At 66.2% G+C, this 22,992-nt stretch carries 25 protein-coding genes; 13 read left to right on the top strand and 12 right to left on the bottom strand.

Annotated elements, in window-relative coordinates:
• Positions 1–39: 39 nt before the first annotated feature.
• Positions 40–1,068, bottom strand: coding sequence for a glycosyltransferase family 2 protein (locus tag ACFQ4E_RS01165; RefSeq protein WP_386801082.1), 1,029 nt, complete (start codon positions 1,066–1,068; stop codon positions 40–42).
• 282 nt (positions 1,069–1,350) lie between these two features.
• Between ACFQ4E_RS01165 and sucC the strand changes: the two genes are divergently transcribed.
• The 11 genes from sucC to lpdA all read left to right on the top strand — a co-directional run bounded on the left by sucC (position 1,351) and on the right by lpdA (position 13,302).
• Positions 1,351–2,544 carry an ADP-forming succinate--CoA ligase subunit beta gene (sucC, locus tag ACFQ4E_RS01160; protein WP_386801081.1) on the top strand — a complete coding sequence of 398 codons (1,194 nt, stop codon included), beginning with the start codon at positions 1,351–1,353 and terminating at the stop codon, positions 2,542–2,544.
• Between the two features lie 4 nt (positions 2,545–2,548).
• Complete coding sequence (locus tag ACFQ4E_RS01155) at positions 2,549–3,088, top strand: hypothetical protein (protein ID WP_386801080.1); 540 nt, start codon at positions 2,549–2,551, stop codon at positions 3,086–3,088.
• Between the two features lie 193 nt (positions 3,089–3,281).
• Positions 3,282–4,028 (top strand): hypothetical protein, encoded by a 747-nt coding sequence (locus ACFQ4E_RS01150; RefSeq protein ID WP_386801079.1) that lies wholly within the window; start codon positions 3,282–3,284, stop codon positions 4,026–4,028.
• Between the two features lie 155 nt (positions 4,029–4,183).
• A complete protein-coding gene (locus ACFQ4E_RS01145) occupies positions 4,184–4,693 on the top strand; it encodes a hypothetical protein (protein ID WP_386801078.1) in 510 nt (169 codons plus the stop codon).
• Between the two features lie 105 nt (positions 4,694–4,798).
• A complete protein-coding gene (locus ACFQ4E_RS01140; protein ID WP_386801077.1) occupies positions 4,799–5,155 on the top strand; it encodes a hypothetical protein in 357 nt (118 codons plus the stop codon).
• Positions 5,156–5,218: 63 nt separating this feature from the next.
• Entirely contained in the window at positions 5,219–6,106 is an 888-nt protein-coding gene (gene sucD / locus ACFQ4E_RS01135; RefSeq protein WP_386801076.1) for a succinate--CoA ligase subunit alpha, read from the top strand.
• A gap of 120 nt (positions 6,107–6,226) precedes the next feature.
• Positions 6,227–9,199 carry a 2-oxoglutarate dehydrogenase E1 component gene (locus tag ACFQ4E_RS01130; RefSeq protein WP_386801075.1) on the top strand — a complete coding sequence of 991 codons (2,973 nt, stop codon included), beginning with the start codon at positions 6,227–6,229 and terminating at the stop codon, positions 9,197–9,199.
• 5 nt (positions 9,200–9,204) lie between these two features.
• The gene (gene odhB / locus ACFQ4E_RS01125) at positions 9,205–10,794 is read left to right on the top strand and encodes a 2-oxoglutarate dehydrogenase complex dihydrolipoyllysine-residue succinyltransferase (protein WP_386801074.1); all 1,590 of its coding nucleotides are present in this window, start codon (positions 9,205–9,207) and stop codon (positions 10,792–10,794) included.
• 76 nt (positions 10,795–10,870) lie between these two features.
• Positions 10,871–11,413, top strand: coding sequence for a hypothetical protein (locus ACFQ4E_RS01120; RefSeq protein WP_386801073.1), 543 nt, complete (start codon positions 10,871–10,873; stop codon positions 11,411–11,413).
• Entirely contained in the window at positions 11,410–11,820 is a 411-nt protein-coding gene (locus ACFQ4E_RS01115) for an MAPEG family protein (protein WP_386801072.1), read from the top strand. Before ACFQ4E_RS01120 ends, ACFQ4E_RS01115 begins: the two co-directional genes overlap by 4 nt.
• Before the next feature lie 93 nt (positions 11,821–11,913).
• Positions 11,914–13,302: a dihydrolipoyl dehydrogenase gene (gene lpdA, locus ACFQ4E_RS01110; protein ID WP_386801071.1), complete on the top strand. Its 1,389-nt coding sequence runs from the start codon at positions 11,914–11,916 to the stop codon at positions 13,300–13,302.
• A gap of 60 nt (positions 13,303–13,362) precedes the next feature.
• Here the strand turns inward: lpdA and def (ACFQ4E_RS01105) are convergent, their stop codons facing one another.
• Genes def (ACFQ4E_RS01105) through def (ACFQ4E_RS01095) form a run of 3 tightly spaced genes read right to left on the bottom strand, consistent with a single transcriptional unit; the run spans position 13,363 to position 14,857 of the window.
• Positions 13,363–13,857, bottom strand: a complete 495-nt coding sequence (def, locus tag ACFQ4E_RS01105) for a peptide deformylase (RefSeq protein ID WP_386801070.1) — start codon at positions 13,855–13,857, stop codon at positions 13,363–13,365.
• Positions 13,854–14,342 (bottom strand): peptide deformylase, encoded by a 489-nt coding sequence (gene def / locus ACFQ4E_RS01100; protein WP_386801069.1) that lies wholly within the window; start codon positions 14,340–14,342, stop codon positions 13,854–13,856. Before def (ACFQ4E_RS01100) ends, def (ACFQ4E_RS01105) begins: the two co-directional genes overlap by 4 nt.
• Positions 14,339–14,857, bottom strand: coding sequence for a peptide deformylase (def, locus tag ACFQ4E_RS01095; RefSeq protein ID WP_386801068.1), 519 nt, complete (start codon positions 14,855–14,857; stop codon positions 14,339–14,341). Before def (ACFQ4E_RS01095) ends, def (ACFQ4E_RS01100) begins: the two co-directional genes overlap by 4 nt.
• A gap of 106 nt (positions 14,858–14,963) precedes the next feature.
• Here def (ACFQ4E_RS01095) and ACFQ4E_RS01090 point away from each other — a divergent pair, with 106 nt between their 5' ends.
• A complete protein-coding gene (locus ACFQ4E_RS01090) occupies positions 14,964–16,151 on the top strand; it encodes a MalY/PatB family protein (RefSeq protein WP_386801067.1) in 1,188 nt (395 codons plus the stop codon).
• Between the two features lie 19 nt (positions 16,152–16,170).
• Here ACFQ4E_RS01090 and ACFQ4E_RS01085 read toward each other — a convergent pair whose 3' ends face one another.
• From ACFQ4E_RS01085 to petA, 6 genes are all read right to left on the bottom strand, one after another.
• Positions 16,171–16,788, bottom strand: coding sequence for a trimeric intracellular cation channel family protein (locus ACFQ4E_RS01085; RefSeq protein WP_386801066.1), 618 nt, complete (start codon positions 16,786–16,788; stop codon positions 16,171–16,173).
• A gap of 66 nt (positions 16,789–16,854) precedes the next feature.
• Positions 16,855–17,316 (bottom strand): ribonuclease HI, encoded by a 462-nt coding sequence (rnhA, locus tag ACFQ4E_RS01080; RefSeq protein WP_386801065.1) that lies wholly within the window; start codon positions 17,314–17,316, stop codon positions 16,855–16,857.
• 41 nt (positions 17,317–17,357) lie between these two features.
• On the bottom strand, positions 17,358–17,807 hold the full coding sequence (locus tag ACFQ4E_RS01075; RefSeq protein ID WP_386801064.1) for a DUF3429 domain-containing protein: 450 nt from the start codon (positions 17,805–17,807) through the stop codon (positions 17,358–17,360).
• Positions 17,808–17,914: 107 nt separating this feature from the next.
• On the bottom strand, positions 17,915–18,709 hold the full coding sequence (locus ACFQ4E_RS01070) for a cytochrome c1 (protein WP_386801063.1): 795 nt from the start codon (positions 18,707–18,709) through the stop codon (positions 17,915–17,917).
• An 18-nt stretch (positions 18,710–18,727) separates the two neighbouring features.
• Positions 18,728–20,068, bottom strand: a complete 1,341-nt coding sequence (gene petB, locus ACFQ4E_RS01065; RefSeq protein ID WP_386801062.1) for a cytochrome b — start codon at positions 20,066–20,068, stop codon at positions 18,728–18,730.
• Between the two features lie 10 nt (positions 20,069–20,078).
• The gene (gene petA / locus ACFQ4E_RS01060; RefSeq protein WP_386801061.1) at positions 20,079–20,642 is read right to left on the bottom strand and encodes a ubiquinol-cytochrome c reductase iron-sulfur subunit; all 564 of its coding nucleotides are present in this window, start codon (positions 20,640–20,642) and stop codon (positions 20,079–20,081) included.
• Between the two features lie 224 nt (positions 20,643–20,866).
• Here petA and ACFQ4E_RS01055 point away from each other — a divergent pair, with 224 nt between their 5' ends.
• On the top strand, positions 20,867–21,529 hold the full coding sequence (locus ACFQ4E_RS01055; RefSeq protein ID WP_386801060.1) for an outer membrane protein: 663 nt from the start codon (positions 20,867–20,869) through the stop codon (positions 21,527–21,529).
• 16 nt (positions 21,530–21,545) lie between these two features.
• On the opposite strand, the gene pssA is transcribed toward ACFQ4E_RS01055, so the two are convergent.
• Together pssA and ACFQ4E_RS01045 are read right to left on the bottom strand one after the other, a co-directional pair.
• On the bottom strand, positions 21,546–22,286 hold the full coding sequence (gene pssA / locus ACFQ4E_RS01050) for a CDP-diacylglycerol--serine O-phosphatidyltransferase (RefSeq protein ID WP_386801059.1): 741 nt from the start codon (positions 22,284–22,286) through the stop codon (positions 21,546–21,548).
• Positions 22,283–22,954, bottom strand: coding sequence for a phosphatidylserine decarboxylase (locus ACFQ4E_RS01045; RefSeq protein ID WP_386801058.1), 672 nt, complete (start codon positions 22,952–22,954; stop codon positions 22,283–22,285). Before ACFQ4E_RS01045 ends, pssA begins: the two co-directional genes overlap by 4 nt.
• Positions 22,955–22,992: the final 38 nt, after the last annotated feature.

Raw genomic sequence — 22,992 nt, 5'->3', positions numbered from 1 at the left:
CTGTCTAGGATCGCCTCGCCCCACGATCGGGCGAGGCGATCACACCCCGACCGCGCTCTGCCGCTCCGGCATGAGACACCGGTCGAACTCTTCCGCCGAATACGCATAGCCCGCATCCGCGAACCGCGCCCGCGCCGCCTCGGTCGGATCGAACGGGATGTCGCGCACGAGCCCCCGCGCCTGGCGCAACTCCAGCTGCACATCCGTCAGACACCGCAACCGGTCGTGCAGTGCCCGGGCCGCCGTCGCGTTCCCGCCAAGGGCCGCGAAGGCCTGAAGCTGCAACACCCGCTGCCGCGACCCCGCGGCGCCGATCTGCGTTGCGTGGCCCTCGGCCGCAGCGTAGCGCAGGAGCTTGCCCTGCCAATGGGCAGGCGTCAGCCCGTCGAAATGGCAGATCGCCACCTCACCGCTGACAGCCTCGCCCAGATCGGACTTCACCCGGGGCGAATGCACGCCCATGCTCAGCGCCTGCCCGCAGCGGACCGCCGACTTTCCGCGCGCATGTCCCAGAAGCCCTTCCGGACGCAGCCCGCCCTGCCCCGAAAAGAGGCCGCGCCGCATCCAGCGCGGCAGGCCGCCATTGTCGGAGGGCAGAAGCATGACACCGTCGAAGAGGCCACGGGGACGCGCGCCTTTGAGATACGCGCGCTCGCCATTGACCAGCCGCAGCCAGCCGATCTCGGGCGGAAGCTCGGCCAGCTGCGCGTCGAGATCGGCGACCATGACAAACTCGTCGGCATCGAGATGCAGAAGCCAATCCGCCTCGCTCCGGCGATAGGCATGTTGCGCGTTGAGCCGCTGGCGGCGGTTGAGCCGGGGCGAGCGGCGGCCTCCATAGGCGTGGCGATGGAACCGCGCGTCGGCGAACGTCATCCGAACCTCCCGGACCGGCGCCAAGAGGGCTTCGATCTCGGGATCGGGCGCGTCGAGATAGAGATGGATCCGCGATGCGCCGAGCGCGAGGTGATGCGCGACGAAGGCCGCGATAAGGGGCGCGGGCTCGCGAGCGGTCGTGACCACGTCCCAGCGCGCCGTGCCTCTCGGCGCGTGTCTCAATCCTGTCATGGCGTTCTGCTCAGTGTTTTTCGATATCCTAGCACCGGGCCGCAGAGATCCGCCCTGCCCAGCCGCAGGAGACGCGCCCGGTGTGGCCCGCAGGCCGCGTGAGCAACGATTCCCACGATCCGTGATCAAGCGCGTTAATTTGTGATCACTGGATTGAAACGTGTGATCACATATCGCAGAAAAGCGCCCCAAATCCCGGGATCGGCGCATTCTTCGCTTAAAAAGCCGATCGCGCAGCCTGTATAGAGGGGCGACGCAAAACAGCACGGGGACAGTCGTTCGATGAATATCCACGAGTATCAGGCGAAGGCGCTCCTGCGCAGCTACGGCGCTCCGGTCTCGGACGGGCGCGTTGTCCTCCGGTCCGAAGAGGCCAAGACCGCGGCGGGCGGGCTCGATGGACCGCTCTGGGTGGTGAAGGCGCAGATCCACGCCGGTGGCCGCGGCAAGGGCTCCTTCAAGGAGGCCGAGGCGGGCGAGAAAGGCGGCGTGCGGCTGGCCAAGTCGGTCGAGGAAGCCGCCGAGGAAGCCAAGAAGATGCTCGGCAAGACGCTGGTGACCCACCAGACCGGCCCGGCCGGCAAGCAGGTCAACCGCGTCTACATCGAGGAAGGCTCCGACATCGAGCGCGAGCTCTATCTCGCGCTTCTGGTCGATCGCGGTTCGAGCCGCGTGTCCTTCGTCTGCTCGACCGAGGGCGGCATGGATATCGAGGAGGTCGCCGCCTCGACGCCCGACAAGATCCTGTCCTTCACGGTCGACCCGGCCACCGGCTACCAGCCCTGGCATGGCCGCCGCATCGCCTTCGCGCTCGGCCTCGAAGGCCAGCAGGTCAAGCAATGCGTCAAGCTGATGGGCCTTCTCTACAAGGCGTTCATCGAGCGCGACATGGAGATGCTCGAGATCAACCCGCTGATCATCACCGACAAGGGCGATCTCAAGGTGCTCGACGCCAAGCTCGGCTTCGACGGCAACGCCATCTACCGCCAGTCGGACGTGGCCGAGCTGCGCGACGAGACCGAGGAGGACCCGAAGGAACTCCAGGCGTCGAAATACGACCTCAACTACATCGCGCTCGACGGCGAGATCGGCTGCATGGTGAACGGCGCGGGCCTCGCCATGGCGACGATGGACATCATCAAGCTCTACGGCGCCGAGCCTGCCAACTTCCTCGACGTGGGCGGCGGCGCGACCAAGGAGAAAGTGACCGAGGCGTTCAAGATCATCACCTCGGATCCGAACGTCAAAGGCATCCTCGTCAACATCTTCGGCGGCATCATGCGCTGCGACGTGATCGCCGAGGGCGTCGTGGCCGCGGTCAAGGAAGTGGGCCTGAAGGTCCCGTTGGTCGTGCGTCTCGAAGGCACCAATGTCGAGAAGGGCAAGGAGATCATCAACACCTCCGGCCTCGACGTGATCGCCGCCGACGACCTGAAGGACGGCGCGCAGAAGATCGTCAAGGCGGTGAAGGGGTGATCTGATGCGCCATTCTCTTGCGATACCGGTGCTTGCTGCAGCCTGCGCGTTCGGCGCAACGGCGCATGGGCAGAGCATGGAGGAAATCTGGGCCAAATACGTTGAGACATGCGAGCCGATTTCGTTGCAACCGGCGAAGGCGATGAACGAGTTGGATCTGTCGCAATACGATCCGGATCAATATTTTTCGGTTGATGACGGGAAAATGGTCGGGCTGACGCTTGGGACGCCAGAGTATGCCACATGGATTGCGTTTGGTAGCATTGACGGCATGATCGGGTCGACGTGCTCCGCTTCAGTACGCGCCGGTCCAATCACCGTGGAAGATGTCGATAATTTCTTCCGCGCATTACCAGACACCGAAGTCGTCGGCGGAAAGTTCCCTTTGATACTGCCTCAGGGCGGAGGCTTCGCATCCCACCCAAGCCATAACATTTTGGTTGCGATCAACTCTTGGAGCGAACGGGGCGCAAGACTGCACGTTCAACACGACATGGCCGGCGGGATTACGTTGACAACCTTCGGTGAAGAGACCGCCGAATAGTGGACGACCGAGCGAGGAGAGCGCCACAGATGGCTGTCCTGAGAGACGAAACCACCCGGATGAGCATTCGGCGCCTAGCGACGGGCCTGGCGCGTTCGGCGGACGGCCTCCTGACCGTGTCTACCGACCGCCCAACCGGGGGATGCGACCCACGGCATTCAGGTGCCGGCGTCGGGCGGATAAAGGGGCGGCCATGACGAAACTCACCAGCCTCCTGCGAAAAGTGGCGCTCGGCCAGACTGGCGGATCGGAAAAAGAGACCGTCCACTTTCTGCACATCGGCAAGGCCGCCGGAACACAGATCACGCATGTTGCTTCGCAGATTAACGCGAGCGGCGCGCCGTTCGAGATCCGGAAACGCAAGCATGGGGTATCCCTCTCCGATCTGCCGCCGGACGCTCGGTATTTCTTTTCGATCCGCAACCCGATTGACCGGTTCAAGTCCGGCTTCTACAGCCGCAAACGCAAGGGCCAGCCGCGCATCTACTCGGAATGGTCCGACCACGAAGCGAAGGCATTCGAGACATACGAGCACGCCAACGACCTGGCCGAAGCGCTGTTCTCCGACGGAGACATGGGGCACCGAGCCACGGCGGCGATTCTGTCCATACATCACAATGCTAGGTACCAGATCGACTGGCTCAAACCTCTCGGATTTGCGCTGAGCATACGCCCTCCCGTCTGGATCATACGAACGGAAGGCTTTGAGGACGACCTTGGCAATCTTCTGGATCGACTTGGAGCCGACGTCGATATTCAGGTCTCCGATGATCCCTCGCATCGACACCAGAACGATTACAGTTCCATCCCGGCGCTCAGTCCGCGCGCGGAACAGAATCTGCGGCGGTGGTATTCACAGGACTTCGCGTTTTACGACATGTGCGTCGACTGGATGACCCGGAACTTCTCCCGCAATCAATCCCTGGCGGGGTCGGCATGATCGGCGCCGGGACATCTTGGTTCACGGCGATCGCCGTGACCGGTCCAACCCGCGCGGGAGGCTCCCGTATCGTCGCGCCGAGGAACCGCCTTCGTCACGGAACCGAATCGTCTTCGCCACCCCTCGGTTCGCTCGATCAGTCCTCACACCGCCCGATGCGCGCTGCCGCACTCGCCCTCCTCATCGCCCTGACCGGAACCTCGGTTCCGGCCGAGGGCGATGGCGGCGCCGAGAAGATCCTGCATGGACAGCAGCTCTTCTCGCGCACCTGCCTCGCGGCGATGCCGACGATGCGGGACGCGGAGGCGCGGGTGACGCAGGCCTTCAAGACCGAGTTCGCGCGGAAGGGCACCCTTCGGCCTGGGATCGAGATCCGGACCATGGGGCCCTTGGCCAACGTGGTCTGGCAATCGGCTGCGGGAAGCCGTGGCGATCGTAACCACTGCCGGGTTATCGCGCAGGGCGTCAACATGGGGCGCGCGGCGCAGATCTGGTACGATGCGATCGCCTTCGACGGCCCCTCCGGCCTGCGCCTGACGCCGATCGAGGCCCGGCCGCGGAACTATGCCGGGCTCTGGCAGGTCGAGGGCAACGGGCGCGACACGCGTCTGGGCATCGGCGCGGGCACCGCCGACACCGTCTTCATCGCGTTGTCGTGGAAGTGAGGGACGGCGAGATGCAGATGGATGTGAACCAGATCGGCGCCTCCGGGGTTGAGGATCGAGGCACCCGGATCGTCCGGGTGGCCCGAGACAGAAGGACCTGAGCCGATGTCGTTTCTCTCCGATCTCCATTTCCCCAAGCTGCCCGCCATCGACGGCATCTCCGCAAGCCGCGAAGCTGACTACACCCCGGTGCTCGCCGGGCTCCTGATGGTCGGCGCGGGCCTTCTCTTGCGCCGCACCGCCCCGGGCGCGCTGCGCCTGCCCGAGCCCGGCACCTACCGCAAGATCCGCGATGTCCGCTCGGGCCGCGACGCGGCGCATGTCGCCCGCGACGGCATCGCCCGCCTCATTCCGAACAACCTCACCGGCTCTCTCGGCCGCACGCTTGTCCTGATGGGCACCGCCACGATCGCGGTGCGTCTTCTGGATGCGTTCGTGGACGACGATTCAGCCCTCTACTAGACGATTGAAATCCGGGCAGGGCCGATCAGGCCCGCCTGCAAGACAAGGGACAAAGGAACAGACATGGCCGTTCTCGTCGACGAAAACACCAAGGTGATCTGCCAAGGCCTTACCGGCAGCCAGGGGACCTTTCACACCGAGCAGGCCATCGCCTACGGCACCAAGATGGTCGGCGGCGTGACCCCCGGCAAAGGCGGCAGCACCCATCTCGACCTGCCGGTCTTCAACTCGGTGCACGAGGCCAAGGCCAAGACCGAGGCCAATGCCAGCGTCATCTACGTTCCCCCGCCCTTCGCCGCCGACTCGATCCTCGAGGCCATCGACGCCGAGATGGAGCTGATCGTCTGCATCACCGAGGGCATCCCGGTGCTCGACATGATGACCGTGAAGCGCGCGCTTGAAGGGTCGAAATCCACGCTGATCGGCCCGAACTGCCCGGGCGTCATCACGCCCGATGCATGCAAGATCGGCATCATGCCCGGCCACATCCACAAGCGCGGCAAGGTCGGCGTCGTGTCCCGCTCGGGCACGCTGACCTACGAGGCCGTGAAGCAGACCACCGATGTGGGTCTCGGCCAGTCGACCTGCGTCGGCATCGGCGGCGACCCGATCAAGGGCACCGAGCATATCGACGTGCTGGAGTGGTTCCTGGCCGATGACGAGACCGAGGCGATCATCATGATCGGCGAGATCGGCGGCTCCGCCGAAGAGGACGCCGCGGCGTTCCTCGCCTCCGAAAAGAAGAAGGGCCGCTGGAAGCCCACGGCCGGGTTCATCGCGGGCCGCACCGCCCCTCCGGGCCGTCGCATGGGCCACGCGGGCGCCATCGTCGCCGGTGGCAAGGGCGGCGCCGAGGACAAGATCGAAGCGATGAAATCCGCCGGGATCGTCGTCGCGGACAGCCCTGCCACGCTGGGCGAAGCCGTGCTGGAAGCGATCAAGGCGGGCTGAACCACTGCCGGGGTGCGCGGTCCGCGCGTGCTCCGGCCCTACATGTCAGAGCTTCGCGACGGTGGCCCGCCTCTCCGGGTCTCTCTCCCGACGCTCCGAGCCGGTCAGAAAGGAAGCGCAATGACGGATCAAAGCCCCAACGATCTTTTCCACGCCTCGTCCTTCATGCAGGGGCACAACGCGGCGTATCTCGAACAGATGTACGCGCGCTATGCCGAGGATCCGTCGGCGGTCGACGAGGCCTGGCAGGCCTTCTTCAAGAGCCTCGACGACGAAGAGCTCGACGTGAAGAAAGAGGCCAAGGGGCCGTCCTGGGCGCGGCCCGACTGGCCGCCGCAGCCCGTCGACGACCTGACCCTCGCGATCACCGGCGAATGGCCGATGCCCACGCCCGCGGGCGAGGCCAAGGGCGCGGCCCAGAAGATCGCCGCCAAGGCCGATGCCAAGGGCGTGTCGCTCACCGACGACCAGATCAAGCGCGCGGTGCTCGACTCGATCCGGGCGCTGATGATCATCCGCGCCTACCGGATCCGCGGCCATCTCGCCGCCGATCTCGATCCCCTGGGCATGCGCGACAATTCCGAGCATCCCGAGCTCGACCCGAAATCCTACGGCTTCACCGCGCAGGACATGGATCGCCCGATCTTCATCGACAACGTGCTGGGCCTCGAGATCGCGTCGCTGCGCGAGATCCTGAGCGTGTTGAAGCGCACCTATTGCGGCACCTTCGCGCTCCAGTACATGCACATCTCCGACCCCGAGCAATCCGCCTGGCTGAAAGAGCGGATCGAGGGCTACGGCAAGGAGGTGAAGTTCACCCGGGAAGGCCGGAAGGCGATCCTGAACAAGATGGTCGAGGCCGAGGGCTTCGAGAAATTCCTCCACGTCAAGTACATGGGCACCAAGCGCTTCGGTCTCGACGGCGGCGAGAGCCTCATCCCGGCGATGGAGCAGGTGATCAAGCGCGGCGGCGCGCTCGGTCTCAAGGAGATCATCATCGGCATGCCGCATCGCGGCCGCCTGTCGGTTTTGGCCAACGTGATGGGCAAGCCTTACCGTGCGATCTTCAACGAGTTCCAGGGCGGCAGCTTCAAGCCCGAGGATGTCGACGGCTCCGGTGACGTGAAATACCACCTCGGCGCCTCCTCGGATCGCGAGTTCGACGGCAACAGCGTGCACCTGTCGCTAACCGCGAACCCCTCGCATCTCGAAGCGGTGAACCCGGTCGTCCTCGGCAAGGTCCGCGCCAAGCAGGACCAGCGCAACGACACCAACCGCACCAAGGTGCTGCCCATCCTTCTCCACGGTGACGCGGCCTTCGCGGGCCAGGGCGTCGTGGCGGAATGTTTCGCGCTCTCGGGTCTGCGTGGACACCGCACCGGCGGCACCATCCATATCGTCGTGAACAACCAGATCGGCTTCACGACCGCGCCGCATTTCTCGCGCTCCTCGCCCTACCCCACCGACAACGCGCTGGTGGTCGAGGCGCCGATCTTCCACGTCAACGGCGACGACCCCGAGGCGGTCGTCCACGCCGCCAAGGTCGCCACAGAGTTCCGCCAGAAATTCGGCAAGGACGTGGTGATCGACATGTTCTGCTACCGTCGCTTCGGTCACAACGAAGGCGACGAGCCGATGTTCACCAACCCGGTGATGTACAAGAAGATCAAGCAGCAGAAGACCACGCTGACGCTTTATACCGAGCGGCTCGTCAAGGACGGCCTGATCCCCGAGGGCGAGATCGAGGACATGAAGGCCGCTTTCCAGAGCCAGCTGAACGAAGAGTTCGAGGCCGGGAAGAACTACAAGCCCAACAAGGCCGACTGGCTCGATGGCCGCTGGTCACATCTCGACAAGCAGAAAGAGGGCAAATACCAGCGCGGCCGCACCTCGATCAAACCCGAGACGCTCGACGCGATCGGCAAGGCGATCACCTCCGCGCCGGACGGCTTCCCGCTGCACAAGACGGTCGGCCGTCTTCTCGAGAACCGCCGCGAGATGTTCGAGAACGGCGCCGGGTTCGACTGGGCGACCGCCGAGGCGACGGCCTTCGGCTCGCTTCTGCTCGAAGGCTACCCGGTGCGGCTCTCGGGCCAGGACTCGACCCGCGGCACCTTCTCGCAGCGCCACTCGGCGCTCGTCGATCAGGAAACGGAAGAGCGCTACTACCCGCTCAACCACATCCGCGACGGTCAGGCCCGCTACGAGGTGATCGACAGCGCGCTCTCCGAATACGCGGTCCTGGGCTTCGAATACGGCTACTCGCTGGCCGAACCGAACGCCCTGACCCTCTGGGAAGCGCAGTTCGGCGATTTCGCCAACGGCGCGCAGATCATGTTCGACCAGTTCGTCTCGTCGGGCGAAAGCAAGTGGCTCCGGATGTCGGGCCTCGTCTGCCTCCTGCCCCACGGCTTCGAGGGCCAGGGACCCGAGCACAGCTCGGCGCGTCTCGAACGCTTCCTGCAGCTCTGCGGCCAAGACAACTGGATCGTGGCCAACTGCTCGACGCCCGCGAACTACTTCCACATCCTGCGCCGACAGCTTCACCGCTCCTACCGCAAGCCGCTGATCCTGATGACGCCGAAATCGCTTCTGCGCCACAAGCTCTGCGTTTCGGATGCCGAGGCCTTCACCACCGGGTCGAGCTTCCACCGCGTGCTCTGGGACGACGCCGAGAAGGGTCACTCCGACACCCAGCTCGTCGCCGACGACAAGGTGCGCCGCGTCGTGCTCTGCTCGGGCAAGGTCTATTACGACCTGCTCGAGGAACGCGACGCCCGCGGCATCGACGATGTCTACCTGATGCGGGTCGAGCAGTTCTATCCCTTCCCGGCCATGAGCCTCGTGAAGGAACTTGACCGCTTCAAGCAGGCCGAGGTGATCTGGTGCCAGGAGGAGCCCAAGAACCAGGGCGCCTGGAGCTTCATCGAACCGAATATCGAATGGGTGCTCGGCCGGATCGGCGCCGACCACCCGCGGCCGCGCTATGTCGGCCGGGCGACCTCGGCGTCGCCTGCAACCGGCCTGGCATCGGCCCATAAGGCCCAACAGCAAGCGCTCGTCGACGAAGCGCTGACGATCGAAGGGAAGTGAGTGACATGACCGAAGTGCGCGTGCCCACCTTGGGCGAATCCGTGACCGAGGCGACCGTGGCGACATGGTTCAAGAAGCCCGGCGACAGCGTCGCGGCGGACGAGATGCTCTGCGAGCTGGAAACCGACAAGGTCACCGTCGAGGTGCCCTCGCCCGCCGCCGGGACGCTCTCCGAGATCGTCGCCGAGGAAGGCGAGACCGTCGGCGTCGACGCGCTTCTCGCCAATATCACCGAAGGCGACAGCGGCTCCGACACCGCGCCGAAATCGGACGAGGGCGAGACCGCCAAGCCCGCTCCCGAAGCCGCGTCCGACGATGGCGGCGATCAGGGCGACATCCAGGGCGACAAGGTCGACGTGATGGTCCCGACGCTGGGCGAAAGCGTGTCCGAGGCCACGGTCGCGACCTGGTTCAAGAAGGTCGGCGACAGCGTCGAGGCCGACGAGACCCTCTGCGAGCTCGAGACCGACAAGGTCTCGGTCGAGGTTCCCGCGCCGCAGGCCGGCACGCTGGCCGAGATCATCGCCGAAGAAGGCGCGACGGTCGAAGCCAATGGCAAGCTCGCCGTCATCGCCAAGGGCGCGGCCGGCCAGTCCGGCGCGTCGGCGCCCGAAGCCGGAACCCGTGACGGCGGTGATGAGCCCGCCGCCCCCAAGGGCGACACGCAATATTCCACGCCCGAGGCCGGCAAGGGCCGCTCGGATGTCGAGGACGCGCCCTCGGCCAAGAAGGCGATGGCCGAAAAGGGCGTCTCCCGCGACCAGGTCACCGGCACCGGCCGCGACGGCCGCGCGATGAAATCCGATGTCGATGCCGCCATCGCCGCAACCAAGTCGCAGCCGCAGGCCTCGGAGTCCAAGGCCCCGTCCCGCGCCCCCTCCGCGCCCGAGGATGCCGACCGCGAAGAGCGCGTGAAGATGACGCGCCTGCGCCAGACCATCGCCCGCCGTCTCAAGGACGCGCAGAACACCGCGGCGATGCTGACGACCTATAACGAGGTCGACATGACCGAGGTCATGGCGCTCCGCAACGAGTACAAGGACCTCTTCGAGAAGAAGCACGGCGTGCGCCTGGGCTTCATGTCCTTCTTCACCAAGGCCTGCTGCCACGCGCTCAAGGAAGTGCCCGAGGTCAACGCCGAGATCGACGGCACCGAGATCGTCTACAAGAACTTCGTGCATATGGGCATCGCCACCGGCACGCCCACGGGTCTCGTGGTGCCGGTGATCCGCGACGCCGACGCGATGAGCTTTGCCGAGATCGAGAAGGCCATCGCCGAGAAGGGCAAGCGCGCCCGCGACGGCAAGCTCTCGATGGCCGAGATGCAGGGCGGCACCTTCACCATCTCGAACGGTGGCGTCTACGGCTCGCTGATGTCCTCGCCGATCCTGAACCCGCCGCAATCGGGCATCCTCGGCATGCACAAGATCCAGGAGCGTCCGATGGTCGTCGACGGCCAGATCGTCGCCCGCCCGATGATGTACCTGGCGCTGAGCTACGATCACCGCATCGTCGACGGCAAGGGCGCGGTGACCTTCCTCGTGCGCGTCAAGGAAGCACTCGAGGATCCGCGCCGCCTCCTGATGGATCTCTGATCCGGCCCGGGCGCGCCGCCTCCCTCCGGCGCGCCCGCCTCTCCCCTTCCGCGTTCCCCCCGAGGAGACGCCCGTCATGACCGATCCCCTTGCCGCCCGCCGCGCCTTCGCGCCCGAAGGCTACGCCACCCTGGCCGATATCGGCCTCGATCTGCCGCTCGTCTCGCCCTACCAGCGCAGCTGCGGCAATCCCCGGGGCCCGGTGCTGATCTCCTACAATTTCCTCGACGCCCCCACCGCGCGCGCTCATCGCGCGCGGCTCGCTCAGGACGGCTACTTGCCCGAGATGCTCTTCAACCGCGTTTTCGACACCGCGCTGGCCGAGGCCGGGCTAACCCGCGCCGATCTCTATCTCACCCACGCCTTCCACGCGCTGCCGCCGACCCGCTCGCACGCGGTGCCGCAACGCCTCGTCGAAGACAGCTTCGACGCGATCACCCGGCATGAAATAGGCGACCGCCCGGTGATCGCGCTCGGCCGCGCCGCCGCCGCCTGCTGCCGCCGCTTCGGGATCGCCCATGGCGAGGTGCCGCACCCCTCGGCCCGCGGTCTCACCGCGGACACCAAGGCGCGCGCGATCGCCGGCGCCCTGCCCCATCCGACACGAGCCGCCGCATGACCCCGGAACTGACCATCCTCACCCTCGCGGCGCTCCTGCAGGTCCTGCAATTCGCGCTCGTCTCCGTCCGCGCCAATCTCGAGCTCGGACCGGCCAAGACCACCAGCCCGCGCGACCGCGACCGCCTCGGCGGCAGTCTCGAGGATCTGGCCTCGCGCGGGACCGCCCGGCTCTTCCGCGCGATGAACAACCATTTCGAAGGGCTGATCCTCTTCTCCATCGCGGTCTTCGTGATCACCTTCTCCGACCAGGGCAACGCCTTCACCGCGGGTTGCGCCGCCGCCTATCTCCTGGCCCGCATCCTCTACGTCCCCGCCTATTTCTTCGGCTGGCGCCCGTGGCGCTCGCTCATCTGGATGGTAGGGTTCGGCGCAACCGTTCTGATGCTGATCGCAGCCCTCTTCTGATGCTTCTTCTTTTTTCAAATACCGCCGGGGTGAATGGGCCGAAGGCCCAGAGGGGCAGCGCCCCTTCCCGGCCAAACGGAAAGGACCCCTCCCATGGCTTCCTATGATGTGATCGTGATCGGCTCCGGCCCCGGCGGCTATGTCGCCGCCATCCGCGCCGCGCAGCTCGGCCTCAAGACCGCCTGCGTCGAGGGACGCGAGACGCTCGGCGGCACCTGCCTGAATGTCGGCTGCATCCCCTCGAAGGCCCTCCTGCACGCCACCCACCAGCTGCACGAGGCCGAGCACAACTTCGCCAAGATGGGCCTCAAGGGCAAAGCCCCCTCGGTCGACTGGGAGCAGATGCAGGCCTACAAGGATGACGTCATCGGCCAGAACACCAAGGGCATCGAGTTTCTCTTCAAGAAGAACAAGATCGACTGGCTGAAGGGCTGGGGCACGATCCCCGAGGCCGGCAAGGTCAAGGTCGGCGACGAGACCCACGAGGCCAAGAACATCATCATCGCGACCGGCTCGGACGTGGCGAAGCTCAAGGGCGTCGAGATCGACGAAGAGGTGGTCGTCTCCTCCACCGGCGCGCTGTCGCTGAAGAAGCCGCCGAAGAAGATGGTGGTGATCGGCGCGGGCGTGATCGGCCTCGAGATGGGATCGGTCTATGCCCGTCTCGGCGCCGAGGTGACCGTGGTCGAGTTCCTCGACACGATCACGCCGACCATGGACGGCGAGGTGCAGAAGGCGTTCCAGAAACTCCTGAAGAAGCAGGGGCTCGAGTTCGTGCTGGGCGCCGCCGTGCAATCGACCGAGATCAAGAACGGCAAGGCGCGCGTCGCCTACAAGCTGCGCAAGGACGACAGCGAGCACACGCTCGACGCCGATTGCGTGCTCGTGGCCACCGGTCGTGTTCCCTATACCGACGGCCTCGGCCTCAAGGATCTGGGCGTCCAGACCACCGAGCGCGGCTTCATCAAGACCGACGACCATTGGAAGACCAGCGTCGACGGCATCTACGCCATCGGCGACGCGACCGAGGGGCCGATGCTCGCCCACAAGGCCGAGGACGAAGGCATGGCCGCCGCCGAGGTCATCGCGAGCAAGCATGGCCATGTGAATTACGGCGTCATCCCGAGCGTGATCTACACCCATCCCGAGGTCGCCTCGGTCGGCAAGACCGAGGAAGAGCTCAAGAAGGACGGCCGCTCGTTCAAGGCGGGCAAGTTCTCGTTCATGGGCAATGGCCGCGCCAAGGCCAATTTCGCCGCCGACGGCTTCGTGAAGATCCTCGCCGACAAGGACACCGACCGCATCCTCGGCGCGCATATCATCGGTCCGATGGCGGGCGACCTGATCCACGAGATCTGCGTGGCGATGGAGTTCGGCGCGGCGGCCGAGGATCTGGCGCTGACCTGCCACGCCCATCCGACCTATTCCGAGGCCGTGCGCGAAGCCGCGCTCGCCTGCGGAGACGGCCCGATCCACATGTGATCAGACCGGCTTTTTGCGGGACCGTCGGGGAGGGCTCAGGCCCTCCCCAGGCGTTTTCACTCAGGCAAGTTTCTGCGACTTCCGCACCAGCATGTCACGCTTCAGCTTCGACAGATGCGCGATGTAGAGCCGCCCGTTCAGATGGTCGATCTGGTGCTGGACGCTCGTAGCCCAGAGCCCGACGAAATCGCGCTCGTCGGTCTCGCCATCCGCGTTCAGGAACCGCAGCGTCACCGCGCGCGGCCGCTCGATCGTCGCCGACACTCCGGGCAGGCACGGGCTCGCCTCGTCATGGCTGCGCAGTTTCACGCTCGCATGCAGCACCTCGGGATTGGCCATCCGCACCGCCTGCCCGCGCTCTTCCGAGGCGTCGACCACGGCGAGCCGCAAGCCGATTCCGATCTGCGGCGCGGCTAGACCCACGCCGGGCATCGCCTCCATCGTGTCGATCATGTCCTGCCAGATCGCACGGGTATCGTCGGTGATCTCTCCGACCGGTTCGGCCTTGCTCCGCAGCCGCGCATCCGGCCAGCGCAGGATCGTCCGCACGCTCATGCCGCATACTCCGCTTCCAAGGCAGCGCGCTCTTGCGGCGCCAGCCGGTCGAGGGTCACAAGCCCGTCGAGATGGTCGTATTCATGCTGCGCGATCAGCGCCTCGGCGCCGGTCAGATGCCGCTCCTGCCGCCCCCCCGTCTCATCGCGAAAGGCCAGCCGCAGCTCGCAATGCCGCGTGACCTCTGCGGTGATCCCGGAGATCGACAGGCAGCCCTCCGCACTGAGGCATGTCTCGGGCGAGAGCCAGAGGATCTCGGGGTCGATCACCGCCAGCGGCGTCTTCTCCCCGGTCTTCCATCCCGCATCCATGACGAACACCCGGCGAAGGACGCCCACCTGCGGCGCGGCCAGCCCGCGGCCGGGCGCGGCATACATCGTCTCGAAAAGATCGGCGACCAGCGCGGCCACATCCCAATTGCCCACCGGCTCGCAACGCGTCGAGAGCCGCGGCTCGGGCCAGCGCAGGACGGGCCGGACGCTCACGCGCGGGCCCGCTCTTTCTTCAGCTTCTGCATCTTGCGGGTGATGAGCTGGCGCTTCAGCGGCTTCAGGTAGTCGATGAAGAGCTTGCCGTTCAGGTGGTCGATCTCGTGCTGCACGCAGGTCGCCCAGAGACCGTCGAACTCTTCCTCGCGCGGCTCTCCCATCGTGTCGATCCAGCCGACCTTCACCGCCGCCGGCCGATCGACCTCGGCATATTGGTCGGGGATCGACAGGCAGCCTTCCTCGTAGACATTGCGCGCGTCCGACACCGCGAGAACCTCGGGGTTGAACATCACCAAAGGTCGCGGCGGCGCGGCTTCGTCCTTGACGCAATCGAGCACGATCAGCCGCGTCATCACGCCCACCTGCGGCGCCGCGAGCCCGATCCCGGGCGCGTCATACATGGTCTCGAGCATGTCGTCGGCCAGCGTCCGCAGGCTGTCGGAGAGGTCCTCGACAGGATCGCAGACGGTCTTAAGCCGCGGGTCGGGGTGGATCAGGATCGGGCGTTTCATGAGCGCGATGTAAGCGATGCACCCCGCCTTCGCAACATGCAGCCCTTGCAGCCGCAGACAGTCACGCTAGCGTCCGCCGCATCACTGATGCAGGACTTTCGCCCCCATGACACTCGACCCCCGTTTCAATCAGGACATCGACCGCACCGGCACCGGCAGCAGCAAGTGGGACAAGATGGAGCAGCTCTTCGGCGTCTCCCCTGCCGAGGGCGGTCTGGCGATGTGGACGGCGGACAGCGACTACGCCACCGCGCCCTGCGTCATCGACGCCCTGTGCCGCGCCGCCGAGTTCGGCGTCTTCGGGTACGGCTATGACGATGCCGCCTACAAGCAGGCGATCACCTGGTGGATGGCCGAGCGTCACGGCTGGGAGATCGAGCCCGACTGGATCCTGACCACGCAAGGTCTCGGGCATGCGCTGGCCACCGCGATCGACCTCTGGTCGCCCGCCGATGCGCCGGTCGTGATCTTCTCGCCGGTCTATCACGAGTTCGCCGCCAAGATCCGCAAGGTGGGCCGGACGCCCCTGGAGATCCCGCTCCGCCGCGACGGCGACCGCTACGAGATCGACTTCGACGCCGCCGAGGCCGCGCTGACCGGGCGCGAGAAGGTCATGCTCTGGTGCTCTCCGCAGAACCCCTCGGGGCGCATCTGGACCGCCGAGGAGCTGCGCGCCGTCGCTGCCTTCGCGGAGGCCCATGACCTGATCCTGATCTCCGACGAGATCCACCACGACCTGATCTATCCCGGCCACCGCTTCGTCCCGGCCCATGTGGCCGCGCCCGAGGCGAGCGACAGGCTCGTGGTGCTGACCGCGGCGTCGAAGACCTTCAACATCGCCGGGCAGCGGACCGGCAACGTGATTATCCCCGGTGCCAGGCTCCGCTCCGAGATGAAATCCCGCCTCGCCGCGACGGATTATCAGCCGGGCACGCTGGGCGTCGCGATGGTCACCGCCGCCTACTCGCCCGAGGGCGCGGAATGGGTCGATGCGCAGATGCAGCACTTGGTCGGAAACTGCGCCGCGTTCGAGACCGCGGTGAACGCCATCCCCGGCGTCCGCGCGCTGCCGCTCGAGGCTACTTACCTCGCCTGGGTCGACTTCTCCGGCACCGGGATGAGCGACAGCGAGATTTCCGAGAGGGTGCGCAAGAGCGCCCGCATCGCGCCGACCCCGGGCCCGGGCTTCGGTCGGGGCGGAGAAGGCTTCCTGCGCTTCAACCTGGCCACCACCCGCGCCCGCGTCGAAGAGGCCGGACGGCGGCTGCGAGAGGCCTTTTCGGACCTTCAGTGACGCTGGCAGGCGGCGGGGATCACTCCCGCCGCTTCGGCTGCGCCTTGTACACCGGAAGCCGCCAGCCGAGGGCCAGCGAGCCTGCGCGCAGACCGAAGACCGTGGCGGCGCAAGCCAACGCGGCCAGGGCCGCAGGGAAGACGTCGAGCGCCGCGGTGACGCAGGAGCCCGCGAAGGCGCAGGTCACGTAAAGCTCGCCCTGCCGCAGGACCATCGGCACCTCGTTGGCCACGACATCGCGCGTGAGCCCGCCCATGCAACCGGTGACCATGCCCATGACGACCACGATCGGCCACGGCTCTCCGAGGCTCGCCGCGATGCCGGACCCGGCGCTGACGGCAACCGCCAGCGCGGCGGCGTCGAGCCATTGCAGGGCGTCGTAGCGGCTTTCCAAACGGTGCGCGAAGAAGAAGACCGCGACGGCGGCCCCCGCCGCGACCGCGAGATACCAGGGATCGGCGATCCAGAAGACCGGGTTGCGATCCAGAAGCACGTCCCTGAGCGTTCCGCCCCCGACCCCGGTCAGCGCCGCGAAAAAGGCGAAGCCCACCACGTCGAGCTGCGCCCGGCTGGCGACCAGCGCCCCGGTCAGCGCGAAGACCAGAACGGAGAGATAATCGAGAACCTGGAACAGCATCGGCTCACGCCCCGGACCGGGCAATGCGTTGCGCGCTGAGCGACGACCGCGGAGTGCGCACGGCGCTCATCCCGCCTTGGACTTGAACGGCGCCATGCCCGCACGCGCCAGTTCGTCGGCGCGCTCGTTCTCGGGATGGCCGTCATGTCCCTTGACCCATTCCCAGGTCACGCGATGCCGCGCCTGCGCCTCGTCGAGCCGCTTCCACAACTCGTCGTTCTTCACAGGTTTCTTCGAGGCGGTCTTCCAGCCATTGCGCTTCCAGCCGTGGATCCACGAGGTCACGCCGTTCTTCACATAGGCCGAGTCGGTGACGACGGTGATCTGCGACGCGCGGCTTAGGCTCTCGAGCGCGTTGATCGCCGCCAGAAGCTCCATGCGGTTGTTCGTGGTTTCCGCCTCGCCGCCCTTGAGCTCGCGCTCCTTGACGATTTCGTCGCCATCGACGGCGCGCAGCAAGACACCCCATCCACCGGGCCCGGGATTGCCGGAACAGGCCCCATCCGTATACGCGAAAAGCTCTGCCATGCCCTGACCTCGCGCAAGCGCGCGAGGCCGTCAAGCGCCGATCAGAGAAACGCCGTGACGGCGAGGCAGAAGACGACCAGCGCGGTCAGGAGAACCCGCAGATGCATCCACCAGCGCGGCGCGAGACCCCAGCGCCAGAAGGCGAAATCCAGAAGCAGGAGGCCGAGGAATCCCGCCATCAGGTTGATCGCGGCCGAGACCGGCCCGCCTCCGGTCATGAAGAACGCCCAGAGCGCCGGGATCACCGACAGCACGTAGCCCATCGCGCCCCCGCGCTCGGCCCGCGCCACGAAGCCCCAGAGCACGCCGGACATGAAAGACAGGATGATCGACCCGTAGAAGAGCTGCACATAGGGCCCGACGAAACGGGGCCCGAGCGCGCGCACGCCCCACTCGGCCAGCGCGGGCCAGAAGAGCGTCAGCGCGCCCCAGGCGAAGGGAAGGACCCCGGCGAGGCCGAGGAGCAATGCGGAACGAGGGACCTGTGTCATGGCCGCCAAAATGGCACGGCCAGCCGCCTTGCCAAGCCCCGTTCGACGCGAAAAGGCCCCGCTTTTTCGGCGGGGCCCTTCGTGATGCGTGTCGCGTGGTGTCGCGATCAGGCGTCGGCGCGATGCTTGATCGGCTTCCAGATCGCCTTGTTGGTCAGGTATAGCAGCACCGACAGCAGGATCAGGAACACCACGGCGGTGAACCCGGTCTGCTTGCGGGCCATCATCTTGGGCTCGGCGGTCCACATCAGGAACGCGGAGACGTCCATCGCCTCCTGCTCAAGCGAGGGCGACGGCTGGCCTTCGGCATATTCGACATCCTCGCCGTAAAGCGGCGGTGCCATCGAGATCCAGCCCCCCGGGAAGGCGTGGTTCTCGTAGAGGACCGTGCCCGCCTGCTCTTTCTGCTCGCCGGTATAGCCGGTCAGCAGCGAGTAGATGTACTCGGGGCCGCCCATGCCGTTGATGAGCTGCGAGATGCCCGTGCCGTAGGGGCCGTGGAAGCCCGCGCGGGCCTTGGCCATCAGCGACAAGTCCGGCGCGCCGACACCGTTGTTCGGCGGGAACTTGTCCGTCGGACGCGCTTCGCGCTCTTCATCGAGCTCGGCGTCGTAGACGAAGAAGTTCTGCGCGGCATAGGCGCGGACCTCGGCCTCGGAGAGGCCGGGGCCGTCCTCGGCGCCGAGCGTGCGGAACGGCACGTAGCGCAGACCGTGACAGGCCGAGCAGACCTCGGTGTAGACCTGCAGACCGCGCTGGAGCTGCGACTGGTCATAGGTGCCGAAGGGACCCTCGAAGGAGAAGTCCACGTCCTCGACATGGCCGTCGCCGCCCGCGGCATGGGCCACGCCAGCCAGGGAGGCAAGCGCGAGACCGGCGGTGAGTGCGATTGTTCTGATCATCTGAGTAACGATCCTTTCTTACTCGGCCGGCGTGGGAGACGCTTTTGCGTTGCCCGTCTTGCCATAGTGCTCGTCGAAATCCGCCTCGATGGTGTCGGGACGCGGCAGCGGCTTCTCGATCACGCCGAGGAGCGGCAGGATGACCAGGAAGTAGGCGAACCAGTAGGTCGAGGCGATCAGCGAGATCCAGTCATAGGGGAAGACCGGGTTCTGGGCGCCGACCCACATCAGGACGATGAAGTCGATGACCAGGATCGCGAACCACACCTTGAACATCGGACGGTAGCGGCCCGAGCGGACGCTCGAGGTATCGAGCCAGGGCGCCAGCGCCATGACCGCGATCGCGCCGAACATCGCCAGGACGCCGAAGAACTTCGCGTCGATGATGCCGCCGGTGATGAAGCTCGCGAACTGCACCGCCCAGACGTCGGCGGTGAAGGCGCGCAGGATCGCGTAGAACGGTAGGAAGTACCATTCGGGGACGATATGCGCGGGCGTCGCCAGCGGGTTGGCCTCGATGTAGTTGTCGGGGTGGCCGAGGTAGTTCGGCATGAAGCCCACGATCGCGAAGAACACCGCGAGGATGAGCGCCAGGGCAAACAGGTCCTTGATCACGTAGTAGGGCCAGAACGGAACCGTGTCCTTCTGCGCTTCCGCCTTCGATCCGCGGCGCACCTCGACCCCGGTGGGGTTGTTGTTGCCGGTCGAGTGGAAGGCCCAGATGTGCACGATCACGAGACCCGCGATCAGGAACGGCATCAGGTAATGCAGCGAGAAGAAGCGCGTGAGGGTGTAGTTGCCCACCGCCGGTCCGCCCAGAAGCCAGGTCTGGATCGGCTCGCCGATCAGCGGGATGGCCCCGAAGAGGCCGGTGATCACGGTCGCGCCCCAGAAGGACATCTGCCCCCACGGAAGCACGTAGCCCATGAACGCGGTGCCCATCATCAGAAGGTAGATCAGGATGCCGATGATCCAGGTGACCTCGCGCGGTTCCTTGTACGAGCCGTAGTAGAGCGCCCGGAAGATGTGCAGATAGACCGCGAGGAAGAACAGCGACGCACCGTTGGCGTGCAGGTAGCGCAGGGCCCAGCCGCCGTTCACGTCGCGCATGATGTGCTCGACCGAGGCGAAGGCCAGGTTGGCGTCGGGCGTGTAGTGCATCACCAGGGTGATCCCGGTGACGATCTGCAGCGCCAGGGTGAAGGTCAGCACGATGCCCCAGATCCACATCCAGTTGAGGTTCTTAGGCGTCGGAATCATCAGGGTGTCGTAGAGCACGCCGACGATCGGCAGCCGCGAGTGCAGCCACTTTTCTCCGCCGGTCTTCGGCTCGTAATGGTCGTGGGGAATACCAGCCATGTCTGTCTCCTCAGCCCAGAAGGATCGTGGTGTCGTCCACGAATTCCGCCGCGGGCACATGCAGGTTTTCGGGGGCCGGTCCGCGACGGATGCGGCCGGCCGTGTCGTAATGCGAGCCGTGGCACGGGCAGAACCAGCCGTCGAAATCGCCGGCGCCGTCGCCGAGCGGGACGCAGCCGAGATGGGTGCACACGCCCATCATCACGAGCCACTCGCCCGCTTCGTCGAGCGTGCGGTTCTCGTCGGTCGCCTCGGCGGCGCCCTGGATGTTGGCGTTGCGGGCGATCGGATCGATCAGGTCGTTCAGCGACACCGCGCGGCCCTCTTCGATCTCTTCGGCCGTGCGGCGGCGGATGAAGACCGGCTTGCCGAGCCACTGAACCGTGATCTGGCTGCCTTCGGAGACACCGGAGACGTCGACCCGGATGGTCGACAGCGCCCGGACATCGGCCGAGGGGTTCATCTGGTTGACGAGCGGCCAGACCGCCGCACCGGTGGCGACGGCGCCCGCGCCTGCGGTGGCATAGTAGAGGAAGTCCCTCCGGGTGCCCGCGTGATCGTCTGCATGTGACACGAGGTGTTCTCCATTCCTGACCGGCCCAAGGCCGGATACGGCGATTGCGCCCCCGGGCCGATGCCCGGGATGCGTCTCGATTGGCTATGTATCGCCGTGCCTCCGAGCCGTAAAGCGCTCAAAGAGCCCCTTTCGACCCATAGCGCGGTTCTGTCGCGGTTGAGCGAAGCCTCAGGAGACGCTATCTAAACTGCAAACCAACGTCTACCAGCGCAGGTCACCAGATGTATCGTCTTTTCGCGACAGCCACCGCGCTCGCGCCGCTGCTCGCCCTCTCGACGCCCGCCGCCGCGGAAATGGAGCTGTCGCTCTATTCCGGCGTGCAGACGTCGCCGCACAGCCGCATCTCCGGGGACTATCCCGGAACCGGCGCCGAGATCGACGCGCTGATCGGCTGGGAAGGCCGCTCGACCGACGCGCCGCCCTATTACGGCGTGCGCGGCACGTGGTGGCGCTCCGAGCGCCTGGGCTTCGGGATCGAGTTCACCCACACCAAGGTCTACGCCCCCGACGACGAAAAAGAGGACGCAGGCTTCGAGGATCTTGAGTTCACCGACGGTCTGAACATCCTGACCGCCAACGCGATGTATCGCTGGCCGGACCAGTGGGGATCGGTCACGCCCTATGTCGGCGGCGGTCTCGGCATCTCGCTGCCGCATGTGGACGTGGACACCACCACCGGGTTCGACACCTACGAATTGCAGGTCGGCGGCCCGGCGATGCGCCTGACCGCGGGCGCGAGCTACGATCTGACCGAACGCCTCGCCGTCTTCGGCGAATACCAGTTCACCGCCTCCGACAACGAGGTCGAGCTCGAGGGTGACGGCAAGATCGAGAGCACGATCATCACCAATGCGGTGAATATCGGCCTGTCGCTGAAATTCTGACGATCCGGGACCCGCGTCATATGCGCGCGCGGGTCGCCAGCTTCCAGACCACGATCACCACATAGGCGATGCAGAGCCCGACAAGGCTCGTCCAGGCAAAGCTTAGAAGGGCCGCGCCGACGACCACGAAGCCGACGAAGAACAGCCGCACATCGCCGCGGCTGACCTTGAGCGTCTTGAAGCTCCAGGTCGGGATCTTCGAGATCATCAGGTAGCCGATCGCCGCCATCCAGGCCGAGAGCGCAAGGTCGGGCAGGATCGGCGCGTCGGCGAAGGCGAAGCTCGCATACATCGGCAGCATGACCAGAAGCGCGCCCGCCGGGGACGGCACGCCGGTGAAATAGGCCGATTCGCCGCCCTTCCCCTCCTCGCCCGATTTCCGCTCGACATTGAACCGGGCCAGACGGCTGACGCAGCAGACCGCGTAGACGAGCACCGCCAGCCAGCCGATGCCGCGCGTATCCTCAAGCGCCCAGGTGTAGAGGATCAGCGCCGGGGCGACGCCGAAATTCAGGAAATCCGCGAGGCTGTCGAGCTCGGCGCCCATCTTGCTGTCCGACCCGAGCGCCCGCGCGATGCGCCCGTCGAGCCCGTCGAGAATCGCCGCGAGCAGGATCATCTGCACCGCAAGCTCGTAGCGCATGTCGAGGCCGAAGCGGATCGCCGTCAGGCCCGCGCAGATCGCGGTCAGCGTCATCATGTTGGGGATGAGCTGGACCAGCGTGAGCTTGTCGGACTTGCGCTCTTCCTCGCTCATGACGCGACCTCATCCAGCCGCGCGAGCACCGTCTCGCCCGCGACCATGGTCTGGCCGACGCGCACCTCGGGCTCCACGCCCTCGGGCAGGTAGACATCGAGCCGCGAGCCGAAGCGGATCAGGCCGAAGCGGTCGCCCGCCGACAGATGCGCGCCCTCGCGGGTGAAGCAGAGGATCCGCCGCGCCACGAGACCGGCGATCTGGGTGACCGGAAGGTCGCGCCCGTCGCGCATGCGGATCACGATGGAATTGCGCTCGTTGTCCTCGGAGGCCTTGTCGAGCGAGGCGTTGAGGAACTTGCCGGGCTTGTAGGCGACCTTGACAACCTCGCCCGGAACCGGCGCGCGGTTCACATGGCAGTTGAAGACCGACATGAAGACAGACACCCGAAGCCGCTCGTCCGCCCCGAGACCAAGCTCGGGCGGCGGCGCGGCGCGTTCGATCAAGGAGACGATCCCGTCGGCGGGCGAGATGACCAGCCCCGCACCGAGCGGCGTGACCCGCTCGGGATCGCGGAAGAAGTAGTAGCACCAGACGGTGAGGCCGACGCCGATCCAGCCGAGCGGCTCCCAGATCAGGAAGAGGATCAGGGTCACCACGGCAAAGGCCGCCACGAAGCGCCGCCCTTCGGGATGCATCGGCTTCAGGAAAGTGTCGCGCATGCGCATGGCGTCTGGTCTCCGGATCGTCACTCTGGGCAGCGCGG

Origin of the sequence: Litorisediminicola beolgyonensis (assembly GCF_042679605.1) — a bacterium.
In the GTDB taxonomy this organism is placed as follows: domain Bacteria; phylum Pseudomonadota; class Alphaproteobacteria; order Rhodobacterales; family Rhodobacteraceae; genus Litorisediminicola; species Litorisediminicola beolgyonensis.
The sequence above is the reverse complement of the archived record's forward strand: the minus strand, read 5'-3'. Positions and strand labels throughout refer to the sequence as shown.